Origin of the sequence: Wolbachia endosymbiont of Culex quinquefasciatus Pel, assembly GCF_000073005.1 — a bacterium.
Lineage (GTDB): Bacteria > Pseudomonadota > Alphaproteobacteria > Rickettsiales > Anaplasmataceae > Wolbachia.
Genome location: NC_010981.1, coordinates 700,775 through 721,785 on the forward strand (window position 1 = coordinate 700,775; position 21,011 = coordinate 721,785).

The 21,011-nt window shown below is 34.7% G+C and carries 17 protein-coding genes, 2 tRNA genes and 1 pseudogene; 4 read left to right on the forward strand and 16 right to left on the reverse strand.

Features of this window, described 5'->3' with window-relative positions; translation table 11 throughout:
- Positions 1–51: 51 nt before the first annotated feature.
- From WP_RS03165 to WP_RS03195, 7 genes are all read right to left on the reverse strand, one after another.
- Positions 52–831: an SDR family oxidoreductase gene (locus WP_RS03165; RefSeq protein ID WP_007302062.1), complete on the reverse strand. Its 780-nt coding sequence runs from the start codon at positions 829–831 to the stop codon at positions 52–54.
- Positions 832–836: 5 nt separating this feature from the next.
- Positions 837–1,481: an alpha/beta hydrolase gene (locus WP_RS03170; RefSeq protein WP_007302063.1), complete on the reverse strand. Its 645-nt coding sequence runs from the start codon at positions 1,479–1,481 to the stop codon at positions 837–839.
- Positions 1,482–1,578: 97 nt separating this feature from the next.
- The gene (locus WP_RS03175) at positions 1,579–1,944 is read right to left on the reverse strand and encodes a hypothetical protein (protein ID WP_006014880.1); all 366 of its coding nucleotides are present in this window, start codon (positions 1,942–1,944) and stop codon (positions 1,579–1,581) included.
- 94 nt (positions 1,945–2,038) lie between these two features.
- Positions 2,039–3,835, reverse strand: a complete 1,797-nt coding sequence (locus WP_RS03180; protein WP_012481871.1) for an aminopeptidase P family protein — start codon at positions 3,833–3,835, stop codon at positions 2,039–2,041.
- A 1-nt stretch (position 3,836) separates the two neighbouring features.
- Positions 3,837–5,885: a tRNA uridine-5-carboxymethylaminomethyl(34) synthesis enzyme MnmG gene (gene mnmG / locus WP_RS03185; protein WP_007302065.1), complete on the reverse strand. Its 2,049-nt coding sequence runs from the start codon at positions 5,883–5,885 to the stop codon at positions 3,837–3,839.
- Positions 5,886–5,974: 89 nt separating this feature from the next.
- A complete protein-coding gene (locus WP_RS03190; protein WP_007302066.1) occupies positions 5,975–6,505 on the reverse strand; it encodes a hypothetical protein in 531 nt (176 codons plus the stop codon).
- 147 nt (positions 6,506–6,652) lie between these two features.
- A tRNA-His gene (locus WP_RS03195) sits at positions 6,653–6,728 on the reverse strand.
- Positions 6,729–6,872: 144 nt separating this feature from the next.
- Between WP_RS03195 and murJ the strand changes: the two genes are divergently transcribed.
- Positions 6,873–8,369, forward strand: coding sequence for a murein biosynthesis integral membrane protein MurJ (gene murJ / locus WP_RS03200; protein WP_007302067.1), 1,497 nt, complete (start codon positions 6,873–6,875; stop codon positions 8,367–8,369).
- A gap of 375 nt (positions 8,370–8,744) precedes the next feature.
- A complete protein-coding gene (locus WP_RS03210; protein ID WP_007302069.1) occupies positions 8,745–11,234 on the forward strand; it encodes an AsmA family protein in 2,490 nt (829 codons plus the stop codon).
- Between the two features lie 235 nt (positions 11,235–11,469).
- Here the strand turns inward: WP_RS03210 and WP_RS03215 are convergent, their stop codons facing one another.
- Positions 11,470–12,015 carry an ankyrin repeat domain-containing protein gene (locus WP_RS03215; RefSeq protein WP_007302070.1) on the reverse strand — a complete coding sequence of 182 codons (546 nt, stop codon included), beginning with the start codon at positions 12,013–12,015 and terminating at the stop codon, positions 11,470–11,472.
- Positions 12,016–12,068: 53 nt separating this feature from the next.
- The gene (locus WP_RS03220) at positions 12,069–13,244 is read right to left on the reverse strand and encodes a phage portal protein (RefSeq protein WP_007302071.1); all 1,176 of its coding nucleotides are present in this window, start codon (positions 13,242–13,244) and stop codon (positions 12,069–12,071) included.
- A 311-nt stretch (positions 13,245–13,555) separates the two neighbouring features.
- Here WP_RS03220 and lipB point away from each other — a divergent pair, with 311 nt between their 5' ends.
- Both lipB and WP_RS03230 read left to right on the forward strand, forming a co-directional pair.
- Positions 13,556–14,173: a lipoyl(octanoyl) transferase LipB gene (gene lipB / locus WP_RS03225; protein ID WP_007302072.1), complete on the forward strand. Its 618-nt coding sequence runs from the start codon at positions 13,556–13,558 to the stop codon at positions 14,171–14,173.
- Positions 14,173–15,132 carry an LD-carboxypeptidase gene (locus WP_RS03230; protein WP_007302073.1) on the forward strand — a complete coding sequence of 320 codons (960 nt, stop codon included), beginning with the start codon at positions 14,173–14,175 and terminating at the stop codon, positions 15,130–15,132. The genes lipB and WP_RS03230 overlap by 1 nt, the downstream gene beginning before the upstream one ends.
- Positions 15,133–15,320: 188 nt before the next feature.
- Here WP_RS03230 and WP_RS03235 read toward each other — a convergent pair whose 3' ends face one another.
- The 7 genes and pseudogenes from WP_RS03235 to rpsF form a co-directional block, all read right to left on the reverse strand.
- Positions 15,321–16,160 carry an ankyrin repeat domain-containing protein gene (locus WP_RS03235; protein WP_007302074.1) on the reverse strand — a complete coding sequence of 280 codons (840 nt, stop codon included), beginning with the start codon at positions 16,158–16,160 and terminating at the stop codon, positions 15,321–15,323.
- Between the two features lie 263 nt (positions 16,161–16,423).
- Positions 16,424–17,364 (reverse strand): annotated as a pseudogene (locus tag WP_RS07965) (IS5 family transposase).
- Positions 17,365–17,862: 498 nt separating this feature from the next.
- Positions 17,863–17,934, reverse strand: a tRNA-Met gene (locus WP_RS03250).
- The gene (gene purB / locus WP_RS06960) at positions 17,925–19,226 is read right to left on the reverse strand and encodes an adenylosuccinate lyase (protein ID WP_007302075.1); all 1,302 of its coding nucleotides are present in this window, start codon (positions 19,224–19,226) and stop codon (positions 17,925–17,927) included. The genes WP_RS03250 and purB overlap by 10 nt, the downstream gene beginning before the upstream one ends.
- A 130-nt stretch (positions 19,227–19,356) precedes the next feature.
- Positions 19,357–19,911, reverse strand: a complete 555-nt coding sequence (gene rplI / locus WP_RS03255; protein WP_007302077.1) for a 50S ribosomal protein L9 — start codon at positions 19,909–19,911, stop codon at positions 19,357–19,359.
- A gap of 3 nt (positions 19,912–19,914) precedes the next feature.
- A complete protein-coding gene (gene rpsR / locus WP_RS03260; RefSeq protein ID WP_015587948.1) occupies positions 19,915–20,193 on the reverse strand; it encodes a 30S ribosomal protein S18 in 279 nt (92 codons plus the stop codon).
- Positions 20,193–20,966 carry a 30S ribosomal protein S6 gene (gene rpsF, locus WP_RS03265; RefSeq protein WP_012481875.1) on the reverse strand — a complete coding sequence of 258 codons (774 nt, stop codon included), beginning with the start codon at positions 20,964–20,966 and terminating at the stop codon, positions 20,193–20,195. The genes rpsR and rpsF overlap by 1 nt, the downstream gene beginning before the upstream one ends.
- Positions 20,967–21,011 lie beyond the last annotated feature (45 nt).

Below are 21,011 nucleotides of genomic sequence, written 5' to 3' on the forward strand. Positions count from 1 at the left end.
AAAACAAGGAACATTCAAGAAAAATTTTTTGCATCTGGCAATCTATTTTCTCTATTCTAATATATACAAACTCTTTAAACCCACCTTGTAATCAGGATAAACTAGAGAGACACCAAGGTCTTTTTTAATTTTAGTATTGCTTACTTTTTTTGACCCTAAATAAAAACCCCGTGCGTAATTTGGTACGGAAGAAATCTCAACTGGCTCTGGAGGGCTAATATTGAGAAGCTCGGCTGCATACGTGACCACTTCAGATTGCGTAGCAGGTAAATCATCTGCACAATTGTATATCTCATAAGGCTTTATATTTTGCATGGAAGAAAATAAAATATTCGATATATCTTCAACATGAACACGAGAAAAAATTTTTTTCACATTTCTTGCTTTGCCAAGCTGCAGGTCAATTAGCGCATTTCTACCAGGACCATATATCCCAGCCAAACGAAAAATATGTACAGGCAATTTGCTACTTAGCCACTTCTTTTCAGACTCAAGGCGCTTTTCTCCTCTAATTTCTATAGGCTTTGTTTCAGATTCCTCATTCACCCAATTACCACAGTGGTCACCATAAACATTAGTTGCAGACAGATAACCAAGCCATTTAATATTCTCCAGACAATGACCGTATCTCTCCATAACATCATCGCCGTCTGGAGGAATAGAAACTAAAACATGTGTTACGCTTTTAAGCAGATCTTGATCAACCTTTTCATAATCAAAAAGTTGTATATCTTTATTTCTTGATGTACCGTTAACTTTCCAGCCTAAATTTAGCAATTTTTTCGATAGAAATTTAGCTACATATCCGTAACCAAAGCAAAACAAGTGCATGGAAATTAATTTCCAAAATTCTTCTTGATAAACTCAACCCCTAACCTTATTCCTTCTTCATTAATAATATGGCCTAATCCATGAATTGGGTATCCTTGAGCGTTTACTCCATTTTCTTTCAGAGCTTTAACCGCTAAATCAAGGGAAGAAAAAGGTACCACATCATCAGCGTCACCATGAATAACACATATGCTGGGTTTTGATTTGATCTCCGGTGCAATTTTTGAAGGTGAAAGAAACCTACCAGAATATGCAATAACCGATGCACAAGACTGAAGCCGGGTAAGAGCTACATGCATTGCAAGCATTGCCCCTTGAGAAAATCCAACTAAAGAAAGCTGAGTATCTTTTAAATTAAGCTCCTTTAATTTTGTATCAATAAAATGATTTACAATTGATGCAGCATTTTTCACCCCATTATATAGTGCTTCTTCACTACGATCCTCTAAACTAAACCACTGATAACCATCACCTATTTCCCTCTCAAACGGAGCATTCGGTACCACAAAACATGAATCGGGTAAAAATTTGCTCATAACTTTAGCAAGGTGAGCGAAATTATCGCCACTTGAACCCCAACCATGAAAAAAAATAATCAAATTTTTCTTATTTCCATTTGGACAAATTTCTTGGCTTTTAAGTTCAATCATCTCTTCATCCCTTTATGTTTATATTTAACTCTATGGTAATACTAAATTTGAGGAACAAGACCTCACTACTGCTATAGCTCTTTGATATGAATAAATACTACTTAGCTTCAACTTTCTCTATCAATTTCTTGACCAAGCCTCTCAATCTTCTGCTGGAATCATCAAGCTCTTGAATTTGTGAAGCATCTTTTCTCATGAGCTCTTTGTGATTACTCTTTATGTAATCATACATTTCCTTCATCTGAGCAATCATCTTGTTGATATCCATACCACCCATATCAGGTATCATGCTAGGCATATTTCCTTCTAGCATACCGCCAGCCATAAGTTGCTGAGACATTTGCATGAATGGCTTTAAGGTCTGTTGAAGCAAATTAGGGTCGCTTGCCAATTTTTCTATTTGCTCTTTGCAAGTATCCATGTACTGCTTCATAAATTCATCATCTTGCACTTTATCTGTCATAATTACACCTATTTGAAACTAATATTATATATTGTTTTTAATTAAAAACAATACAAGAACAACTATATTAATACTTGATTAAATGATAAATTAACTATTTTAAAGGTTCACATACTCTCTTTAACCATTCCTTATCTTTTATGCCATTTTCTATATTTTTATAAACAAATTGGTGATAGCTATTTATCCATTTAACTTCATCTTCAGTAAGCATTTGTATATCTATTAGCTTTTTATCATAAGGAACAGAGGTCAATTGTTTAAAGCTTAAAAAGACGTTTTCTCGCCTTTCAATATACATCAGATTCTCAATTCTTATTCCATACTTTCCTGGAATATAATAACCAGGCTCGTTAGAAAGTATCATGCCTGGAATGAGTTCCACTTTATTTCCTCTTGATATTGCTTGCGGTCCTTCGTGTACCGAAAGGTAACTTCCTACTCCATGTCCTGTACCGTGCATGTAATCCATTCCAAATTTCCATAAATGTATACGCGCTAATATGTCCAATTCTCCACCAGTAGTGCCAGAAGGAAAGACCGCACTTGCTATCGCAATGTGAGCTTTTAATACTATTGTGTAGTGAGCTCGTTGCTCATTGGTTGGACTACCAATTGCTATAGTTCTTGTAACATCGGTTGTGCCATCAAGGTACTGACCACCAGAATCAATTAAATACAGCCCATCTTCTTGAATGACTTTATTTGTCTTATTGCTTGCACGGTAATGAATGATTGCTCCATTCTCGTTGAATGCTGAAATTGTTGGAAAACTCGGTTGCTTAAACAAATTCTGCTCTTTTCTGTATTCTAAAACTTTTTCTTCAGCTTCAAGCTCAGTAATTTCACTGTCAATATTGTTTTCAAGCCAATATAGAAAATTTATAACTGCTACTCCATCTTTGATGTGCGCACTTATAGCTCCAGTTATTTCAGTTTGATTTTTTACTGCTTTGTGAATCAAACAAGGATCCTCCTTCTCAATTATCTGCTTATTTTCTATTAGACCTCTTTCATTACTTATTGTCATCCCAGTTCTTGACACTGGGATCCATGCTTTTTTATTTCTGGTCAAGCACTGGAATGACACCGAAGCTGATTTTTCATTTAAATAATGGTTATACAAGGGATCTATTGCATTCATAATGCTCATTGGAGTCGTGCTTGGATCTATCACCACCAAATTTAACTTATGTAGTGAATTTTCTAGCTCACTAATATCAAAAACATTTATATGGTTATCAAAATTTGCTTCTATAGTTGAATGTTCTTTATCTTGAATAAATAAATCAACATTGGCATTTTTATACAATATAGCACGACCCAATATACAAGGAGTATATTCAGAACTTTCATTTCTTAAATTTAATAACCACGAAATTGAATTTGGATCAGTCAGAAGCACTGCTTCAGCCTCTATGTTTTTAGCTACTCTTTCACATTTATCCTTACCACTCTCACCAGATACATGTGAGACTATTGTTTGTGCTTTATGACTACTATCTTTTTTAATTAAGTATGGTACTAGTTTACAAATGCCTTCATATTTTCTTATGTCCTTCATAGTAAAATATTGCGGATAGTAACCCAGTGAGGTAGTCAATGTTAAGTTTGCTTTTACCCATTTGTGTGGATCCTCTTCTTGTATATTATATACTCGAAAACTGCCCTGATCGAGCTGACTGCGAGCTTGTGTGATATAGCGTCCATCTGTAAAAAATGGGCACTTATTACTCTTTGTAACGATAAGTAGCCCATTTGTTCCCGTGAAGCCACATAACTCTGCTAACTCTTTTGAATATTCATTTAAATACTCGTCTTTAGTATTCAACATAAATGTATCAACATTTATTTCGTGCATAAAAGAGCGAAATTCTTCGATTTTTGACATGTTACGCAGAATTAGCAGCTATTTTCGTTTTCTTATTCCTAAGGTACACTAATATGCTAACTATCGCTGCTGGAGTGATACCTTGTATTTGCTTCGCAATACCAATTGTTGCTGGCTTTATTGACTGCAACTTTTCTATCACTTCAGTTGACAAGCCTTTAATCTGTGAGTAGTTGAAATTAGTTGGAATTTGAGTATTAACTTCCTCTTGTAGAAACTTCATATCTGCTTCTTGTCTTACTAAATAAGGCTTGTATTTTGCTTCAATTGCAACTGCTTCATATATTTCATTCTTGGCTATGCTATCAGTTATAGTGTTATTCCAGCACATGACGCTGGAATCTACATTTTTTTCAGTGTCAACTGCATCCATTCCATCATCATTCAAGTACTGGATCCCAGTGTCAGCTACTTGGATGACAGGAAGAGGTGCTTTGGCGTTATGCAAGTAGCTGACACTGGAACCCATGTTTAACTCTGGCCATATTTCTCGTAATTTATTCCAGTCAATATTTGGATAACCGAGCAAATCTAATGCTGTTTTTCTTATTCCATCATAAGATATTTTAATGCCATAGGACCTGAGCTGCTCAGGAGTAATTGTTAGGCTCTCTAATTTCTCCTCAAGTTGCTTAATGGATTTAAGTTTACCCTGCAAAACAGAGTATCTCTCATGCGACACAAGAGAGATGTCATAACCTTTTTGTGTCAATCTTCTATCTGCATTATCTGACCTGATTGCCAGTCTATATTCTGCACGCGAGGTAAATAATCTGTAAGGCTCGGTAATTCCCTTAGTGACCAAGTCGTCTATCATTACACCGATATATGAGTCTGTACGATGAAGAACAAAACTTTTTTGAGATAAAGAGAGTGCTGCATTGATTCCGGCAATAATTCCCTGCCCAGCTGCTTCTTCATATCCAGTGGTACCATTAATTTGACCAGCAAAATATAGTCCTTTAACTTTCTTAGTTTCGAGAGTATGAAATAGCTCTCGTGGATCGATATAATCGTATTCAACTGCATATCCAGGTCTTAATATTTCTGCATTTTCAAGCCCTTTTATACTCTTTATCATTTCATACTGCACTTCGATGGGCAATGAATTTGAAATTCCATTTGGATATATAGTGTTATCATCAATCCCTTCTGGTTCTAGAAATATTTGGTGATTATTTTTTTCTGCAAATTTTTTAACTTTAGTTTCAATTGATGGGCAGTATCTTGGTGCAATAACGTTATCTAAATATGAAGAAGCTGATCTGTGAAGATTCTCTCGAATTACTCTGTGTGTATGTTCATTAGTATGAGTAATAAAACATGAAACCTGAGGCTGGTTAATTTTCTCTGTAAGATAAGAAAATGGTGTAGGTGGATTGTCACCCACTTGTTCTTGTAATACCGACCAGTTTATAGTGCCACGATCAAGCCTCGGTGGAGTTCCGGTACGTAACCTGCCCAGTTTAAAATCATACTTCTTTAGCGTGTTTGCAAGCTCTATTGCAGGTTTATCTCCTATTCTTCCAGAAGGAGTTGTTTGCTCTCCTATATGAATCACACCACGTAAAAAAGTCCCTGTAGTCAAAACAACTCTGCTTGTCAGTATACGTTCACCTGAGTCTGTTATTACAGCTTTTATATAAGATTCTCCATTGCTATCACTTTCGATAAGAAAATCGTCAACTGACTCTTCTTTTACTGTCAAGTTGTTATAATTTAGAATAATTTCCTGTATTGCTTTTTTGTATAATTTTCGGTCTGCTTGTGCACGTGGGCCCCATACTGCTGCGCCTCTGCTGCCATTTAAAACGACCGAGTGTATGCTTGCTCGGTCGATAGCTCTCCCCATTATTCCATCAAGGGCGTCTACTTCTCTAACTACAACACCCTTTGCAACTCCTCCAATTGCTGGATTACAAGACATCTCTCCTATAGTTGAAATTTTGTGAGTTATAAGTAGCGTGCTTGCACCAAGACGTGCTGCAGCTGTAGCTGCTTCACACCCGGCATGACCGCCACCTACTACCACTACGTCGTACTTATGCATCTTCTTGAGTAATTCCTAATCTATAATATTCCAACTATCAGTGATTGATGTCAAATTTTACAGATTCCAGTGTTACAAACTAACTTAGCTCAAATTATCGTCTCTTTTACAGAAGAAACTTTTTCAACTGTAGGAGAGGTAATACGCTCATCCACTTCTTCTTCCTGAGATATTCTAACAAATGTAGAATCTGTAATCGAAGTTGCACTTGCTGCAAATGTAATTGCTGCTTCATCTGCACAATGCACTAAAGATGTGGCTACATAAACCCCCATAATTGTTGCTATTAGCCCTGTTATTGCACTTACTAAGATAATCACTGTTACTACTGGGTTAGGAAGAACAGCAATCACACTTGCATTAAGCACTGCCCCAATCATAGTACTTATAGGTATAGCCATACCCAAAAAAATTGCTATTTTTCCATGATCTTCCTCAATAGGATCTCTTTTGCAAAACTTATATAGCAAACATCCTACGTGCAAAACCGCAATCAATGCTAGAGCCATAGAACCAGCAATTGCACCTATGGCTAAAGGTGATGAAGTGTCAAAACTCAACCACCAAGCTAATATTCCTAGTGCTGACACTATACTATAAGCTAACAAACAAATATACATACAATCCCTCTCACTAATTAATAGGCATCATTTTTACTCTAAATCGCAAACTTCCCCTCCGCCATCTAAATACTAAAGCAACAAGGAATGCTAACGGACGTGCAAAAATATCTAATGTTTATATTTATGTAAAGTGGAAATTTTTAGTGGGGCGAGCGACCAGGATCGAACTGGCGACATTCAGTACCACAAACTGACGCTCTACCAACTGAGCTACGCCCGCCAAGGTATAAAATTTCTAACACACAAGCATAAATAGTCAATTAATTATTTAAGCTACCTACTTTTGCATAGAGTTTTAAGTTTAGCGAATAAACATTTTCATTTATGCTTTTAGCATTATAGTTAATCGTATTGAAATCGTGATATGTTTAAAAGTATTTTCACATTTAGTTTTTTTACAGCTATTTCAAGAATTTTAGGGCTAATAAGAGATGTATTGATTGCTACGGTTATTGGTGCAACTTCTCTTGCAGATATATTCTTTTCCTCGTTTCGCTTTGCTAATTTATTTCGATCGTTTTTTGCAGAGGGAGCATTTACTACCTCATTCATACCATTATACTCTGCAGAGTCATATGATAATAAAAAGGCATTTAATTTCGCAAGTAGTGTAATATCCATTACGTTTATTATTCTAGTAATTTTTTGCCTTATCACACAAACCTTCTTCCCTTACATGATCAAAATCTTCACTCCTGGATTTGACCAAAATAAATTTACCTTTACTGTAACTTTGTCGAAAATTATGATGCCCTACATAATCTTCGTGTCAATCGCATCACTTATTGGTGGAATGTTGCAAGTAAAACAGCATTTTGCTTCAACAGCTATTTCACCAATCATTTTGAACCTCTGTTTAATCATCAGTTTGTTTTTACCTTACATTGAAACACCGGCTCATAACCTTTCTATAGCCGTCCTGATTGGAGGGATTTTGCAGCTACTTTTAATAATATTTAGTGCATACAAATTAAAGGCTTTCTTTTCTTTTAGTTTAGAATTAAGTAACGAAGTGAAGTTGTTTTTCAAGCGTGTAATACCTGCAATTATCAACAATTGTGTAATACAAATAAGTGTATGGATTGACACAATCATGGCGAGTTTTATACCAAATGCAGTTTCTTATATATATTATGCCGATAGACTAAATCAACTACCGCAAGGAGTAATTGGCACTGCAATTGGTACAGTACTTCTTCCTATGATTTCAAAACGAATAAATGATACTGAGAATATAGTCAAAATACAGAACAAGGCCCTTAATATAGGGTTAATATTAATTATGCCAATAACTGCTGCTTTTATCATTATTCCTGACATGATTTTACTTACGCTTTTTTCTTACGGCCGATTTGATTATTATGCAGTGCAGCAAACTGTTCCTACATTAGTAGCATTTTCTCTTTCTTTACCCGCATTTATTATAAATAAAGTATTGCTACCCACATTCTTTGCTAGGGGAAAGCTAAAAATACCAACTATGTTCTCATTAACGTGCCTTGGAATTAACGTAATACTAAATCTCCTATTAATGAACAAATACCAACATATAGGAATTGCTATTGCTACTTCCATTTCCACTTGGATAAATTCTATTTTATTGATTAATTATTTAACAATAAATAAGATGTATAAGCTTAGCCAAGCATTATTACTAAATATTGTAAAAATTCTCACTGCAACATTGGTTATGTCAATAGTTCTTTATCTCTCTAATTACTTATCAGCAGGGTTGTTTTTCGATAGAGGGCTAGCTCGTATTGTTTATTTAGTAACTTTAATAGCTTTGAGTGTTATTATTTATTCTAGCACTCTTTACCTGATTTTTAGAGGAAATTTGAATAATTTGAAATATGTGTAAATTACACCCTTTGTATTGCTATATGTCATTTCAGCTACTATTCCAATATCCACTTCTTTCATCCCATAACCTATTCCTGTCATCCCAGTGTCAAGCACTGGGATCCAGAAATTTTGTTGATTATATAATCTGGAAAACCTTATTTAAGTCACACTGGATCACAGTGTCACACACACAACTGTATAAGTGTTGTGGTTTGAGAGCAATTTCCACTGGGAACCCAGTGCTCATCAGACCAGCTTCTCATGTAAAAATGCTGTGCTTTAACATAAGAATAGCTACTTTTTTGCTAATTAACTTAATGTCTAATCAAATTTCCTGGATCCCAAACTGGGATGACAAGAAGAGAAGGGATGCTGGAATGAGAGGTCTATTATGAAACTTTCTTTATACGCCATATTATCAATCTCGTTGCTATTAATTCTCATGCACGTTGCTGCAACTTTTAAGGATTGGAGTGGCTACAGAGAATATATCGTAAAAGAGTTAGAGAAGACGTATGATGCTAAAGTACATGTTGGAGGAAAAATTGAAGTTTCGCTCATTACTCCAAAACTTACTATTCACAATGTATATGTACAATACAACAAAAACAAGGAGCAAAAATTATCAGATTTAATTAGTGCAAAAAAAATTGAAATAAGGCCATCGTTGTTTTCATTTTCATTGCAACCAAAGTCAATCTCATTTTTGGGCATGAAAAGCAACAAAGAAAATTTACTTAATATTATAAATACGAAAGCCAATGATAATATAGTTGATATATTAATAAAGGACAGCCAAATAAGTTTTAACGCCGATACTATTAATATCAAGGAAGTTGCTATAAAAAAAAATAAGCAGTTTTTTGGTGAAGTACAGATTGGTGACAACAATTACGATTTTTCTGGAAAGGTTAATGTCACAAAAAATAATGTACACATTAGTGTTGATTCAAATTTTGCAAATTTGCTATTTAAAGGTAATAGAAATCAAGAAGAGCTCAAGGGCAATTTAGTATTGACGATTAATAATAATTCTGATTCTATGAGCGGCTTGGCAAAAATCATTAATCTTAGCTTCCTTTCTTATGTGATTCCCAGCGAAAATATTGAGATATCATCCAATATCAATCTCAATGAAAGCGAGTTTACGGCAACTGATTTAAAAATTGAGTCCAAAAGCATGCAAGGCACTGGTATAATACAAAATGATAGAAAAAGTGATCATACTAATATCAATATTAGTTTTAGTAAAGTCGACCTAAAAAACGGCTCACACAAAACAACAGATATGAAGGGTCTTTTAGAATCTTTTAGAGAGGTTGTGCCAAAGAACCTGAGCTTGGATTTTAATATGGAAGCTTCAAATATTCAATATCAAAACAGGATATTGGACAAATTTCATGCTACGCTAAAATTTGCTAATGGCGAAATAAACGTTGATACTCTTCTTCAGTTTCCTGGAACCAATAATATATCTCGCTTATCAGGAAAAGTTTCAAACAATGGCAACTTGTCTGAATTTAATGGTGATATATTGATAAAGGGTGAGTCGTTCATTTCACATATTTTACCTTCTATCAAGATGCAAGAAAGAGAGAAAAGTCAATTTACAGCAAGTTCTAAACTATATTTAGCACCTAGAATATTATCTCTTTCAGATATCAGATTGCTAAATAACAAAGAATCTTGGCAAGGATCAATTAAGGTAAATCACACAAAAAAACACAATATGATCGATAGTAAATTTAGCATACATAACATTAATATAGATAAATATGATTATTCATTATTCAGCAAAGTGCAATGGCTGAAAAATATTAAATATGATGTAAATATAAGAACTAGTGTTAAAGATTCTATATTCAATGGTACAAAAATTGAAGATTTGGATTTTTCATTAAAAATACAAGAGAACAAGCTAGTTGCAGATAAAATAAAGTTATTCGGAGAAAATTTCGACATTACCGGTAGTGTAAAAATATTAGTGGATCAAAAATACACTAAGCCTTTATTAGACGTAAACCTTACAGGTAATAAATTTAATGGAAATATCTTTAAATTACCAAAACTATTAGAGGTAAAAAGAAACTCAAGAAATGAAATAAATCAAATTCAATGGTCAACAAAGCAGCTTAATTTTTTAGATGAGAAAGGAGATTTTGATGCAAACGTGCAAATCAAAACTACAGAATTTAAAATTGGGCAAAACGTCTTAAAAGATTTTAACTTGGATACAGTGATAAGAAACAGCACTATCACTATCAAAAAGATAAGTTACATACTAGAACATGGACAAATGTTTTTTCAGGGTTATCTAAAAGCAGGCTCAATTCACATAAAATTTTCTATTGCAAATTTGGACACCAAGGAAGTTATAGGAGTTAATAACATAAATGGCAAGATAAGCTTAAGTGGTGAAATCAAAACTCAAGGGACAAGCTTTGATGATTGGGCTAGTAACTTATCAGGAAATGTAAACTTTCAAGCACAGAAAATAGAGTTTACAAATGTGGATTTTAATTCATTCATCACTAAGTTGTTAAGCAGTAAGAATAAACCTGAAATTTCCAAGCTTGCTTACGTTGATATATATAATGGCAGTACGCTTTTTGAAAATATTAATGGAAAAGTAAGTATTAACAGTGGTGTATGTTCAACTAGTTCACAGTTTAGTATCGATCAAGCATCAGGTTCTATCTCTTCTAATTTAATCTTATCTAAGTTCTCCTTAACTTCTATATTCAGACTCTTTTTCATACTACCAAATCATAATAGTCCTCTTTATATCGAGGCACACTTAGATGGCCCTATTTGGTGCCCTAAGATGAGTTTTGATGTAGACCAAATTTACAACACCTTAGTTAGCAAGAAAAATAGTTAACTCATTTAGCTACATGATTTAGGGTATCCGTTCAGCAGGGTGGCAAAATAAGATAGACAAAAACGTAGCAACAAATGGTCAGTGCCTGACACTGGCTTTTTCACAAAAAACGTTGTAGAGCGCTTTCGTCAAACTGGATCCCAGTGTCAGCTACTTTCATGACAAGAAAAAAAGGACTGATTTCACATGAATCTGAACAGATACGATTTAGGAGATAGTAAACTTCATCTACCCTCTAATAATAAGACTTACTAGTTACTTGTAACTCTTCAATGCTTATATCGATGCAGCTTGTACTTGGAGTCTCCATATCTCCAAGCAATAACTTTGTTATCTCTGTGTGGCCTTTGAGAACAGATAAATGTAAAACAGTCTTGCTAGAATTATCTGCTATATTAATATTTGCTCCGTTTTTAAGCAATAATTTTACCACATTCTCATGGCCTCCCTGAACAGCTAAATATAAAGGAGTAGCACCGAAATGATTTCTTACATCAATATCTGCTCCGTTTTTAAGCAATAATTCCACCTCCTCTTTACAATTTATGGAAGCAGCATAATGTAAAGGAGTAAAACCATAATTATCCAATGCATTAACATTTGCTCCGTTTTTAAGCAATAATTTCACTTGCTCTAAGCGATTTCCGCAAGCAGCATAATGTAAAGGGACAAGACCTTCATTATCTGTTGGATTAGTATCTTGTTTGGCTCTCAACGATAATTCCATATGAGGAAGAGTCAATCGAGAATTACTTACTGAATTTTCTTGTTCTTGATACATAAAATACCTCTAATTTCTTACAGCTTAGTATAAATATCTATACTATATAAACATCAATTCAACTTATCACCACCGGGTAACGGTTGCAAGCCAAAAGCTTCTCTTTTTTCATTGAGCGTCATGAAGCTTGCGTTTTGCACGTATTTCCACATCTTTTGTCTTTTCTCCATTAGAATTTCTATCGCGTCTTTATCATATGACAAACATAAATCTTTGCCAAACTTGGGCACTAGCCAAGAATTCAGGTGACAGATAATATTTTCTAGCGTTGGTAAAATCGTCTGTTCCCAAAGGGAAAGACGTGCTTCAACTAAATTACTGTAAGTGTTATCACCCGGTATGCCAAGCAACTGCGGCGGAACGCCAAAAGCTAGCGCAATATCACGAGCTGAGCTATGTTTTGACTCAATAAAATCCATATCCCTCGGTGATAAGCTCATTTCCTTCCACTCTAAACCTCCTTCAAGTAATATCGGTCTTCCAGCGTTGACAGGACCTGAGTAATGATCATTTATCTGCGCTTTTAAGCGTTGGTACTGCTCTTGACTTAAGTTTCCAACGCTTCCATCCTTTTCTGATTTCACAACTATTGCACCACTTGGTCTTGCTCCATTTTGCAGCATTGCCTGATTCCAAGCACCAGCCTGATTATGCTGATCTATACTATATGCAGCTGCCTCAATTGGTGAAAGTCCATACCAATCATTCAAAGGGTTAAAGGTTTTAAGATGCAGTACTGTTGAACGCCCAGTCAATTTATCAACTTTAAAGTCATAACTGTTGTTATTTACGGTATAACGATAGGCATAAGGAACGTTACTTCTCCCCGGAACAATTTCAACTCTATCAGGGCGCAGAAGATAAAGCTCTGTTGGTTTGTTCTGCAGCTCAATCATCAATATATAAGAATTGCCGTTAACTAACCGATAAGTTACAATCCCCTCAATAAATTCTGATTTTGATGTCATTGGATTAGGAGAATAAAGTAACTTCAGTAACGGATGTGCTTTTAGTTGTGATTTTCCCTGGTCAGTAAGCTGGCAGAGAATAAAAGGTACCGAAGATGCAGCACTTGCGATCATATTAATTGCTCGAAAGGCAATAACATTTTTTATGTAACCTTCCTCAGCAAAACTTACATAATCACGCCTACTCCAACTTGGTTCCATCATTAGTTGCAAAGCAGAGTATTCACTGCTTTTCTTTCTTTGAAAAATGTTAAAATTCATATGTGCCTCCTGAAAAATTAAATTTGTTAAAAGATTAAAATTATAGTTGAATTATATCAATTGGTGTTACAAGAATGATATCATCTGAGTAGCTGACACTAGTTCGTTTGCGATAGTGCCATTCAAGTAGCCCATATTTGTCATCCAAGTAGCTTGACACTAGGATCCATCTTTTTATACAATTTAGTCAAATACGTTCCTTTTAGCGTAAAGCAACTATGCTCACCAGTTCAGTGTGCTATCTACAATTAAATTTCTGGATTCCAGTGTCAAGCGCTGGAATGACATTGATAGACCTAAAGAAATAGAACATGACAGAATGGCTAATCTCTAACCAATTTACTGATTATAACCATTCTGTGAAATTCATGGAAGCAAAAATTCAACAAATTTACAATAATTTGTCTGATGAGCTAGTATGGCTGCTCCAGCACCCTCCACTTTACACAGCAGGAATCGGTGCAACAGATGATGACATTATTGAAAAATTATTTCCTATATATAAAACAGGTAGGGGTGGTAAATATACATATCACGGACCAGGGCAGCGCATTATATATTTAATGCTAAATCTTAAAAAAAGAAACAAATGTGACATAAAACTATATATCAGAGACCTAAGTAATTGGATCATAAATGTTTTAAAACACTTTAATATACTTGGGGAATTTAAGGAAGATAGAATAGGCATTTGGGTGAACAACAAAGGAGTAGAAGAAAAAATAGCAGCTTTTGGCATTCGCTTGAGAAAATGGGTAACTTATCACGGCATAGCGCTTAATGTCTCTCCAAACCTTTCCCACTATGAGGGTATTATTCCTTGTGGACTAAAAGATTACGGCGTTACATCAATGGAAAAACTAGGAGTAAAAGTTTCTCTTTGCGAATTAGATGATATATTAAAGCAAGAGTTTCATAAGATATTTTAATGTATTCCTTTATTCTTTATTTTCTATGCCTTTTACTCACTAATCCTGCAAATCAAGTTGATATTATTGCTCCTTCTTCGAAAGGAAAAGAATCAGATCTGCCTACTATAAGAGAATACGTAAAAACTTTGGGTTTTAATCCTCACATTTCGGAGAAAATATACAGTAATGACAACCCATTTTATTCTAACTCCGATGAGTTTAGAGCGAATGATTTGGTTAATGCGCTCACTGATGATAGCAAAATAATTTGGTGTATCAGAGGAGGAGAAGGGGCTTCTCGGCTAATTCCTTACCTAGAAAAGCTGCCCAATGATAAAAAAGAAAGAATTGCTCAAAACAAAAAAATTCTCATAGGCTATAGTGATATCACTGCTTTACATATTTATCTACAAGTTAAATATGATTGGCAAACTCTTCACGGCACCATGTTGGAAATGATAGTAAATAACTCTGTTGCTGAAAGCTCTGTTGAAAAATTAAAAGAATTAATTCTTAACCAACACAACTCTATCAGATTTGACAACTTAAAGATGATAAATAATGGAGTTAAACTAAAAAATGGCAAATTAGAGTCTAAAATCATCGGTGGTAATATGACTTTGGTTGAAAATAGCATAGGAACTGCTTGGCAAATAAACGCAAAAAACAAAATTCTATTTTTAGAAGACATAAAAGTTTATCCATATTCAATTGAGCGAAGTCTAGATCACCTAAAACAAGCTCATATTTTTGATGGAGTAGATGCAGTAATATTCGGTGACTTTGTTAACTGTTATAATGATAATCTTGTTGAAATTGTAAAAGAAAGGTTTGCAAAAAGTGTTAACTTTCCAGTATTTACAATAAAAGGGGTAGGACATGGACATAGAAATGACCCTTTACCTCTCAACACTCACACTATCATCAGCATGCAAGACGAGAAAGAGTTTATGGATGTGCAACAGTTATACAAGTAGCTTTATCTCACACTCCTTTCATTCCAGCACCTTCGTTGTCATCCTAGTATCCCCCCTTGTCATCCCAGTTCCTAGACACTGGGATCCAGATCAAGTACGGCTATTATCCAAATAACCCTTCGTTGTTATTCAAGCAGCCCCTTCATTGTCATCCCAGTACTGGGATCCAGGAACCTGCGTCACGCGCTCTAATATGAAGAAATGCTAGTAACTCTCTGCTGTTCATTTATTGAGTTGACAATTGGTTTTTCTGCTCCATCAACTTTAGTACTAGGCTTTAGTAATTCATATGTAGCACAACCAACTACCAGTGCTGCTGCTGTAACTGCAACCACTGCTATAACGATAGGTATCAACTGAGCTGTAATTGTTCCAGTTGTAAAAAGTGCCACTGCTATAGCAGTGCCTAATAATGTATTCACTCCACCAGCAATCATTGCCTTATTACGTGCTTTCACAAAAGAACCTCCTCTTGCGTCTAATAGAGCTTTTACTACGTCTTGATTCTTAGCATAACCTTCAGCATAATCTAAAGGAGTCTTTCCATATCGATCTACTGCGTTAACATTTGCTCCTTTTTCTAGTAAAAGGTTTACTATATCTACGTGACCATTCCCAGCAGCGAAATGTAAAGGAGTACACCCTTCAATACCTACTGCATTAACATTTGCTTCTGCTTTGAGTAAAACCTCTACTACACTTGCGTGACCATTCTCAGCAGCGACATGTAAAGGAGTAAACCATTTATTACTATCTACTGCATTAACATTTGCTTCTGCTTTGAGTAAAACCTCTACTACACTTGCGTGACCATTCTCAGCAGCTATCGTTAATAACGTACACTCACAGAAGAAGAGAGGAAATACATAATTTACATCAAATTTACCTTCCTCCCAATTTTTATATAGACCTTGATCCTGTTTTTCTAGTTCTGTTTTTATTTCCTCAATTATATTATCTTTATTTAAGCCTTCCTTAACCTCAATCGTCCTCAGTACTTTTCCCAGTGACTCATATTCTCCTATCATAATTCTACCTTCAATATTAAACAATATGTTTAATTATTACATAATTATGATGAAAAGTCAACTCAAATAAGCTAATAACCGGGATTGTGAATAGTAAATTAGATTCAAATAGCCTCTTTGGTGTCATCCGAGTAGCTTGACACTGGAATCTAACTAAGTTGGTAAACACGAAAGCGCTTTTTTTGACGGAATTGCACAAAAAAACTGGATGCCAGTGGGCTTTGTTGCACAGCTCTTCGGATAGTGGGTAATGTATAATAAATTCATGAAGCTATATCAAACTTAGCCATGCCTATTTCAGTAAATTTGTTAAGCAAATAACACTTGAGTAGCAGTTCCTTCTCACGATTAATCTCAGATTTATTCCTAAAACTAAATCCAAATATTTGCTTCAGTCGCGAGAAAAAACTTTCTATATAAGATCTCTTCCAATAATTTATCTCTTTTTTCCACCTCTTCATACCATCTTCATCATATGACTTTATGAGCTTGATTGTAGAATTTCTCTCATTCATATAATCCAACTTTGGATGCTCTACTGCATTATTTTGCGGAGGAATCCTTGTCTTTATGTCAAGCTCATCGCACAGTTTGTATAACTTCTTTCGATCTATCTGCATATATCGTGCTTATGTTATACTTGGTATCCACTCTTTCAATAAGATCACAGGCTCCATAGTGGTCGGAATAAACTCCACTACTGTATTTTGCAGCTATAACTTTTTTACTACCTATCTCTAGCATTACATCTTGTTTGCTCATAGCGGCGATACTTTCTATCTGTACCATTTGCCTTACTATGGCTTGGAATATTATTGTAGATGCTGATACCTGTACTATCTATAGCAATTTCAATATCTTCCATATCGTTCTTATCAACTCTGCAGTCGTTGATTTTGATATTAAGCTTTTTAAACCTTCTTGAAGCCTGCGAATAGCTGATAATTTGCAAAATTTTCCCTATTTGCTCAAGATATTTCTCTATAAATCCCACTGTTTGCCTAAGACCAATCCTGAATAGATAGGTTATTATGTGAATTAGAATCACTACTTTGTCGCTGTAGACATTGTTGCCACCTGCTACTTTTGGACTATTTTCGTACCAATTTTCAATGGCATCGTTGATATAATGAAAAACATTTCCCCTTTCTTGAAGAAATTTGTTATATTCATTGCAGTTACTGACTTTCATTCTTATTGGCATATTTTTCCTTTGTCGGCTAAATATCTATTTTATAACAAATTCCATCAGTAACTGCCTGTTCTTTCCTTGAGTGGTGCAACAAAGCCATTCCAGCATCAAGTGCTGGAATGACATGGTGAAATATTATTCAAGTAGCCTCTGTCCCAGTGCCTATTCGGTGTCATTCAAGTCAACTCTTTTCATCCCAGTGCCTAGACACTGGGATCCAGAAAACTTCACTTTAAATGAGTGCATTAGATTGTCTTTATATAGATGTCAGTGTCAGCTACTCGGATGAAATTCATTTAGTTGTCTTTTCTCATCTACCTTACCACTTTCTTGAACGGATACCATTAGCCATTCCCCTGAATAGATACAACAAATGTTGTATCTTTATCACTTCACATACATTATTCCATATACTATATGAACAACTGAAAAAAGACTTCAGTTAATTGACAATGAATCACGTTATTTTGTCAAATGCGCTGCTATCGCCAAACCATAGCTTAGCTTGAGTGGCTGAGGAGGGATTTGAACCCCCGACCAAGAGATTATGATCCTCCTGCTCTACCACTGAGCTACTCAGCCTCATTAAAAACCTTGCTATATATATGATCTACATGCTTCGTATAATACTTCAAATCAAACAAAGATTCAAGTTTTTTAGAGTTAATAACTTCAAGTAAGGATTTATCTTGTTTCAGTTCGGCCAGAAAATCACTATTGTTTTGTTTCACTTTCATTGCATTGCTCTGAACAATTTTATACGCCTCTTCCCTCGCCAAACCACTATTTACCAACTCGAGTAATACTCGTTGTGAAAAAACCAAGCCTTTTGAAGAATTTAAGTTCTTTTCAATATTTTCCTTATTGATCACCAATTTATCTATCAAATCTGTTAATCGTACTAAAGCAAAATCCATTGCTATACAAGCATCAGGAGCAATGCACCTTTCCACAGACGAGTGCGATATATCTCGTTCGTGCCATAATGCAACATTTTCTAATGCAGGAAAAACGTAGCTGCGTACTAAGCGTGAGAGCCCAGTCAAATTCTCACTTAAAATAGGATTACACTTATGCGGCATAGCAGAACTTCCCTTCTGTCCAGTGGAAAAATATTCAGAGATTTCGCCGACTTCAGTTCTTTGCAAATGACGAATCTCAATTGCAATATTTTCTATTGAGCTTGCAATTACTCCCAAAATTGAAAAGAACATGGCATGTCTATCACGAGGGATGACTTGAGACGATATGGTTTCAGGTATGAGTCCCATTTCTTTCGCTACATACTCTTCAACAAATGGATTAATATTTGTAAAATTACCTACTGCACCTGATATTTTACAAATTGAGATCTCTTTTTGCGCGCTAATTAATCTCTGATAATTGCGTTTAAATTCAGCATAAAATCTAGCAAATTTTAATCCAAGAGTTATTGGTTCTGCATGCATTCCATGACTGCGCCCAACACAAACAATATCTTTATAGTCCTCAGCTTTTTTTTTCAATACTATAAGTAAATTTTTTAGATTCTTGAGTAAAATATCACATGACTCTTTCAACTGCACTGCAAAGCATGTATCTAAAACATCAGAACTTGTCATTCCGTAATGGAGATAACGAACATCAACTCCCGCTTTTTCAGCAATATATGTCAAAAAGGCTATAACATCATGTTTTACAATGGATTCAATTTCGTTAATACGCTCAATATCAAATTCAATAGCACCAGAGAGCTTTTCAGCAACATCATTTGGAATAACTTTTAATTTTGCTTGAGCTTCACATGCTAATTTTTCTATTTTGAGCCATATGTTGAACTTATTTTTTTCTTCCCAAATAGAAGAGATTTCTTTGCGGCTATAGCGTGGAATCATTTTTGATTTATTCCAATAATGGTGTCATTCCAGTGTCATGCACTGGAATGACATGAGGGGAGCACTGGGATGATACCAGCCTAGCAATGGAAGACATTTCTTTACGACTATAACAAGGGATCATCTTTGATCAGCTATCATCAGCATCAGCAGCTTCTTTACTCGCATCTTGCTCTGCCTCTTGTTGCTCAGATTTCTGATTTTGCAACTTTGCTTGCCTTAATTCATGTGCATCTTTCTCAGATCTGACAACGTATATAGTAATTGGCACTATCACTTTACTATGTAATTCTATATTCACTTGATACTCGCCCAAATTTTTGATGCTTATTCCACCCAAAGATAAACTATGATGACTTATATCATATCCTTCTTGTAATAAAGTTTTTGCAATTTCACGTGTGGTTACAGAGCCAAAAATCTTTCCATCCTCTGAAGCTTGCTTTATTAATATAATAAATTTATCATGCAGTGATGATGCAAGCACTTTTGCTGCATTTAATTTTTTGGTATTTTCTTCTTCCAATAATAAACGCTGTTCCTCTAACTTTATTAAATTTTCCTTAGTGGCTTTCATCGCCTTTTTTTGTGGAAAAAGAAAATTACGTGCATAACCTGGCTTAACTTTGACAACTTCACCAAGCTTACCTAAAGTTGTTATATTTTCCTTTAAAATTATTAACATAAATTACCTAACTTTTTTAGTACAGTAAGGAGCAAGAGCTAAAAAGCGTGCTCTTATAATTGCTAAGCGCAACTTTCTTTGTTTTCTTGCGCACACACCTGTTAACCTTCTAGGTAATATTCTACCATAGTCAGAGGTGAATTTGGACAATAAATCTATATTCTTATAGTCTATGTCCTCATCTTTAGATGCAGCAAGAGGACAGACCTTAGGACGCCTAAAGCCAGTTCTGTTATTTACAGACACGTAAGAATTATTAAAACTATTTCGTCTTTTCATCATTATGCACTTTTCTCCTCAATTTGTTTATCCATCATGTAAGATTTACCTTTAAAAAACTCATTAACCCGTACAGACAAGTGGCGAATAATATTCTCATTCAGTTTTACTCTACGCTCAAATTCATCCATAATGCTTGAAGTAAAACTTATACACATCATACAGTAATGACCACTTTTCATCTTATTTATTGGGTATGCAAAATCCAATAGACCCCAATATTCATATTTTATCAATCCTGAAGCTTCAATATTTTTCAAAAGCACTTCCAGCGTTTTATTCAATTGATTTGAGTCTACTATTTTAAAACTTTTTAAAACCTCTTGAAGGGGCTTTATTAGATGTTGTGAAATATTTTCCTTAAAAGCATTTACTACATTATAGATAAATGCACTTTTAATGTTAGCTCCTGGAAGGTCCATAAAATTTTGTTTTATTCCCGTATCACTTAGTTCATTTTTCAATTCTTTATCGATTCTTGACTTTATTTCTTTTAAATTTGAAAAATCTTCTTCCAATTCAACCCACAAAATTTTTGTCAGAGTTTCCAAAAAATCAGAGTAAACAATCAGACTTTTTTTAATGCTTTCGGTACTTGCCTCTAGCTCTTGTTTTGTAACTGTGCTATGTTCTCTTTCTATGAGACCTTTAACCTCCTGAGAAATAACATCTGCTTTAATATTTTTCAACAAAATAGCCAATTCTTGGACCATTTCTTCTACTTCTTGCTGCAATAAGTTCGGTTGTGCTATAAAAGTAAATTCATAGAGATTCACTATATCTTCCTTTAATATCAATTAAACACTTTAATTATATAAAAC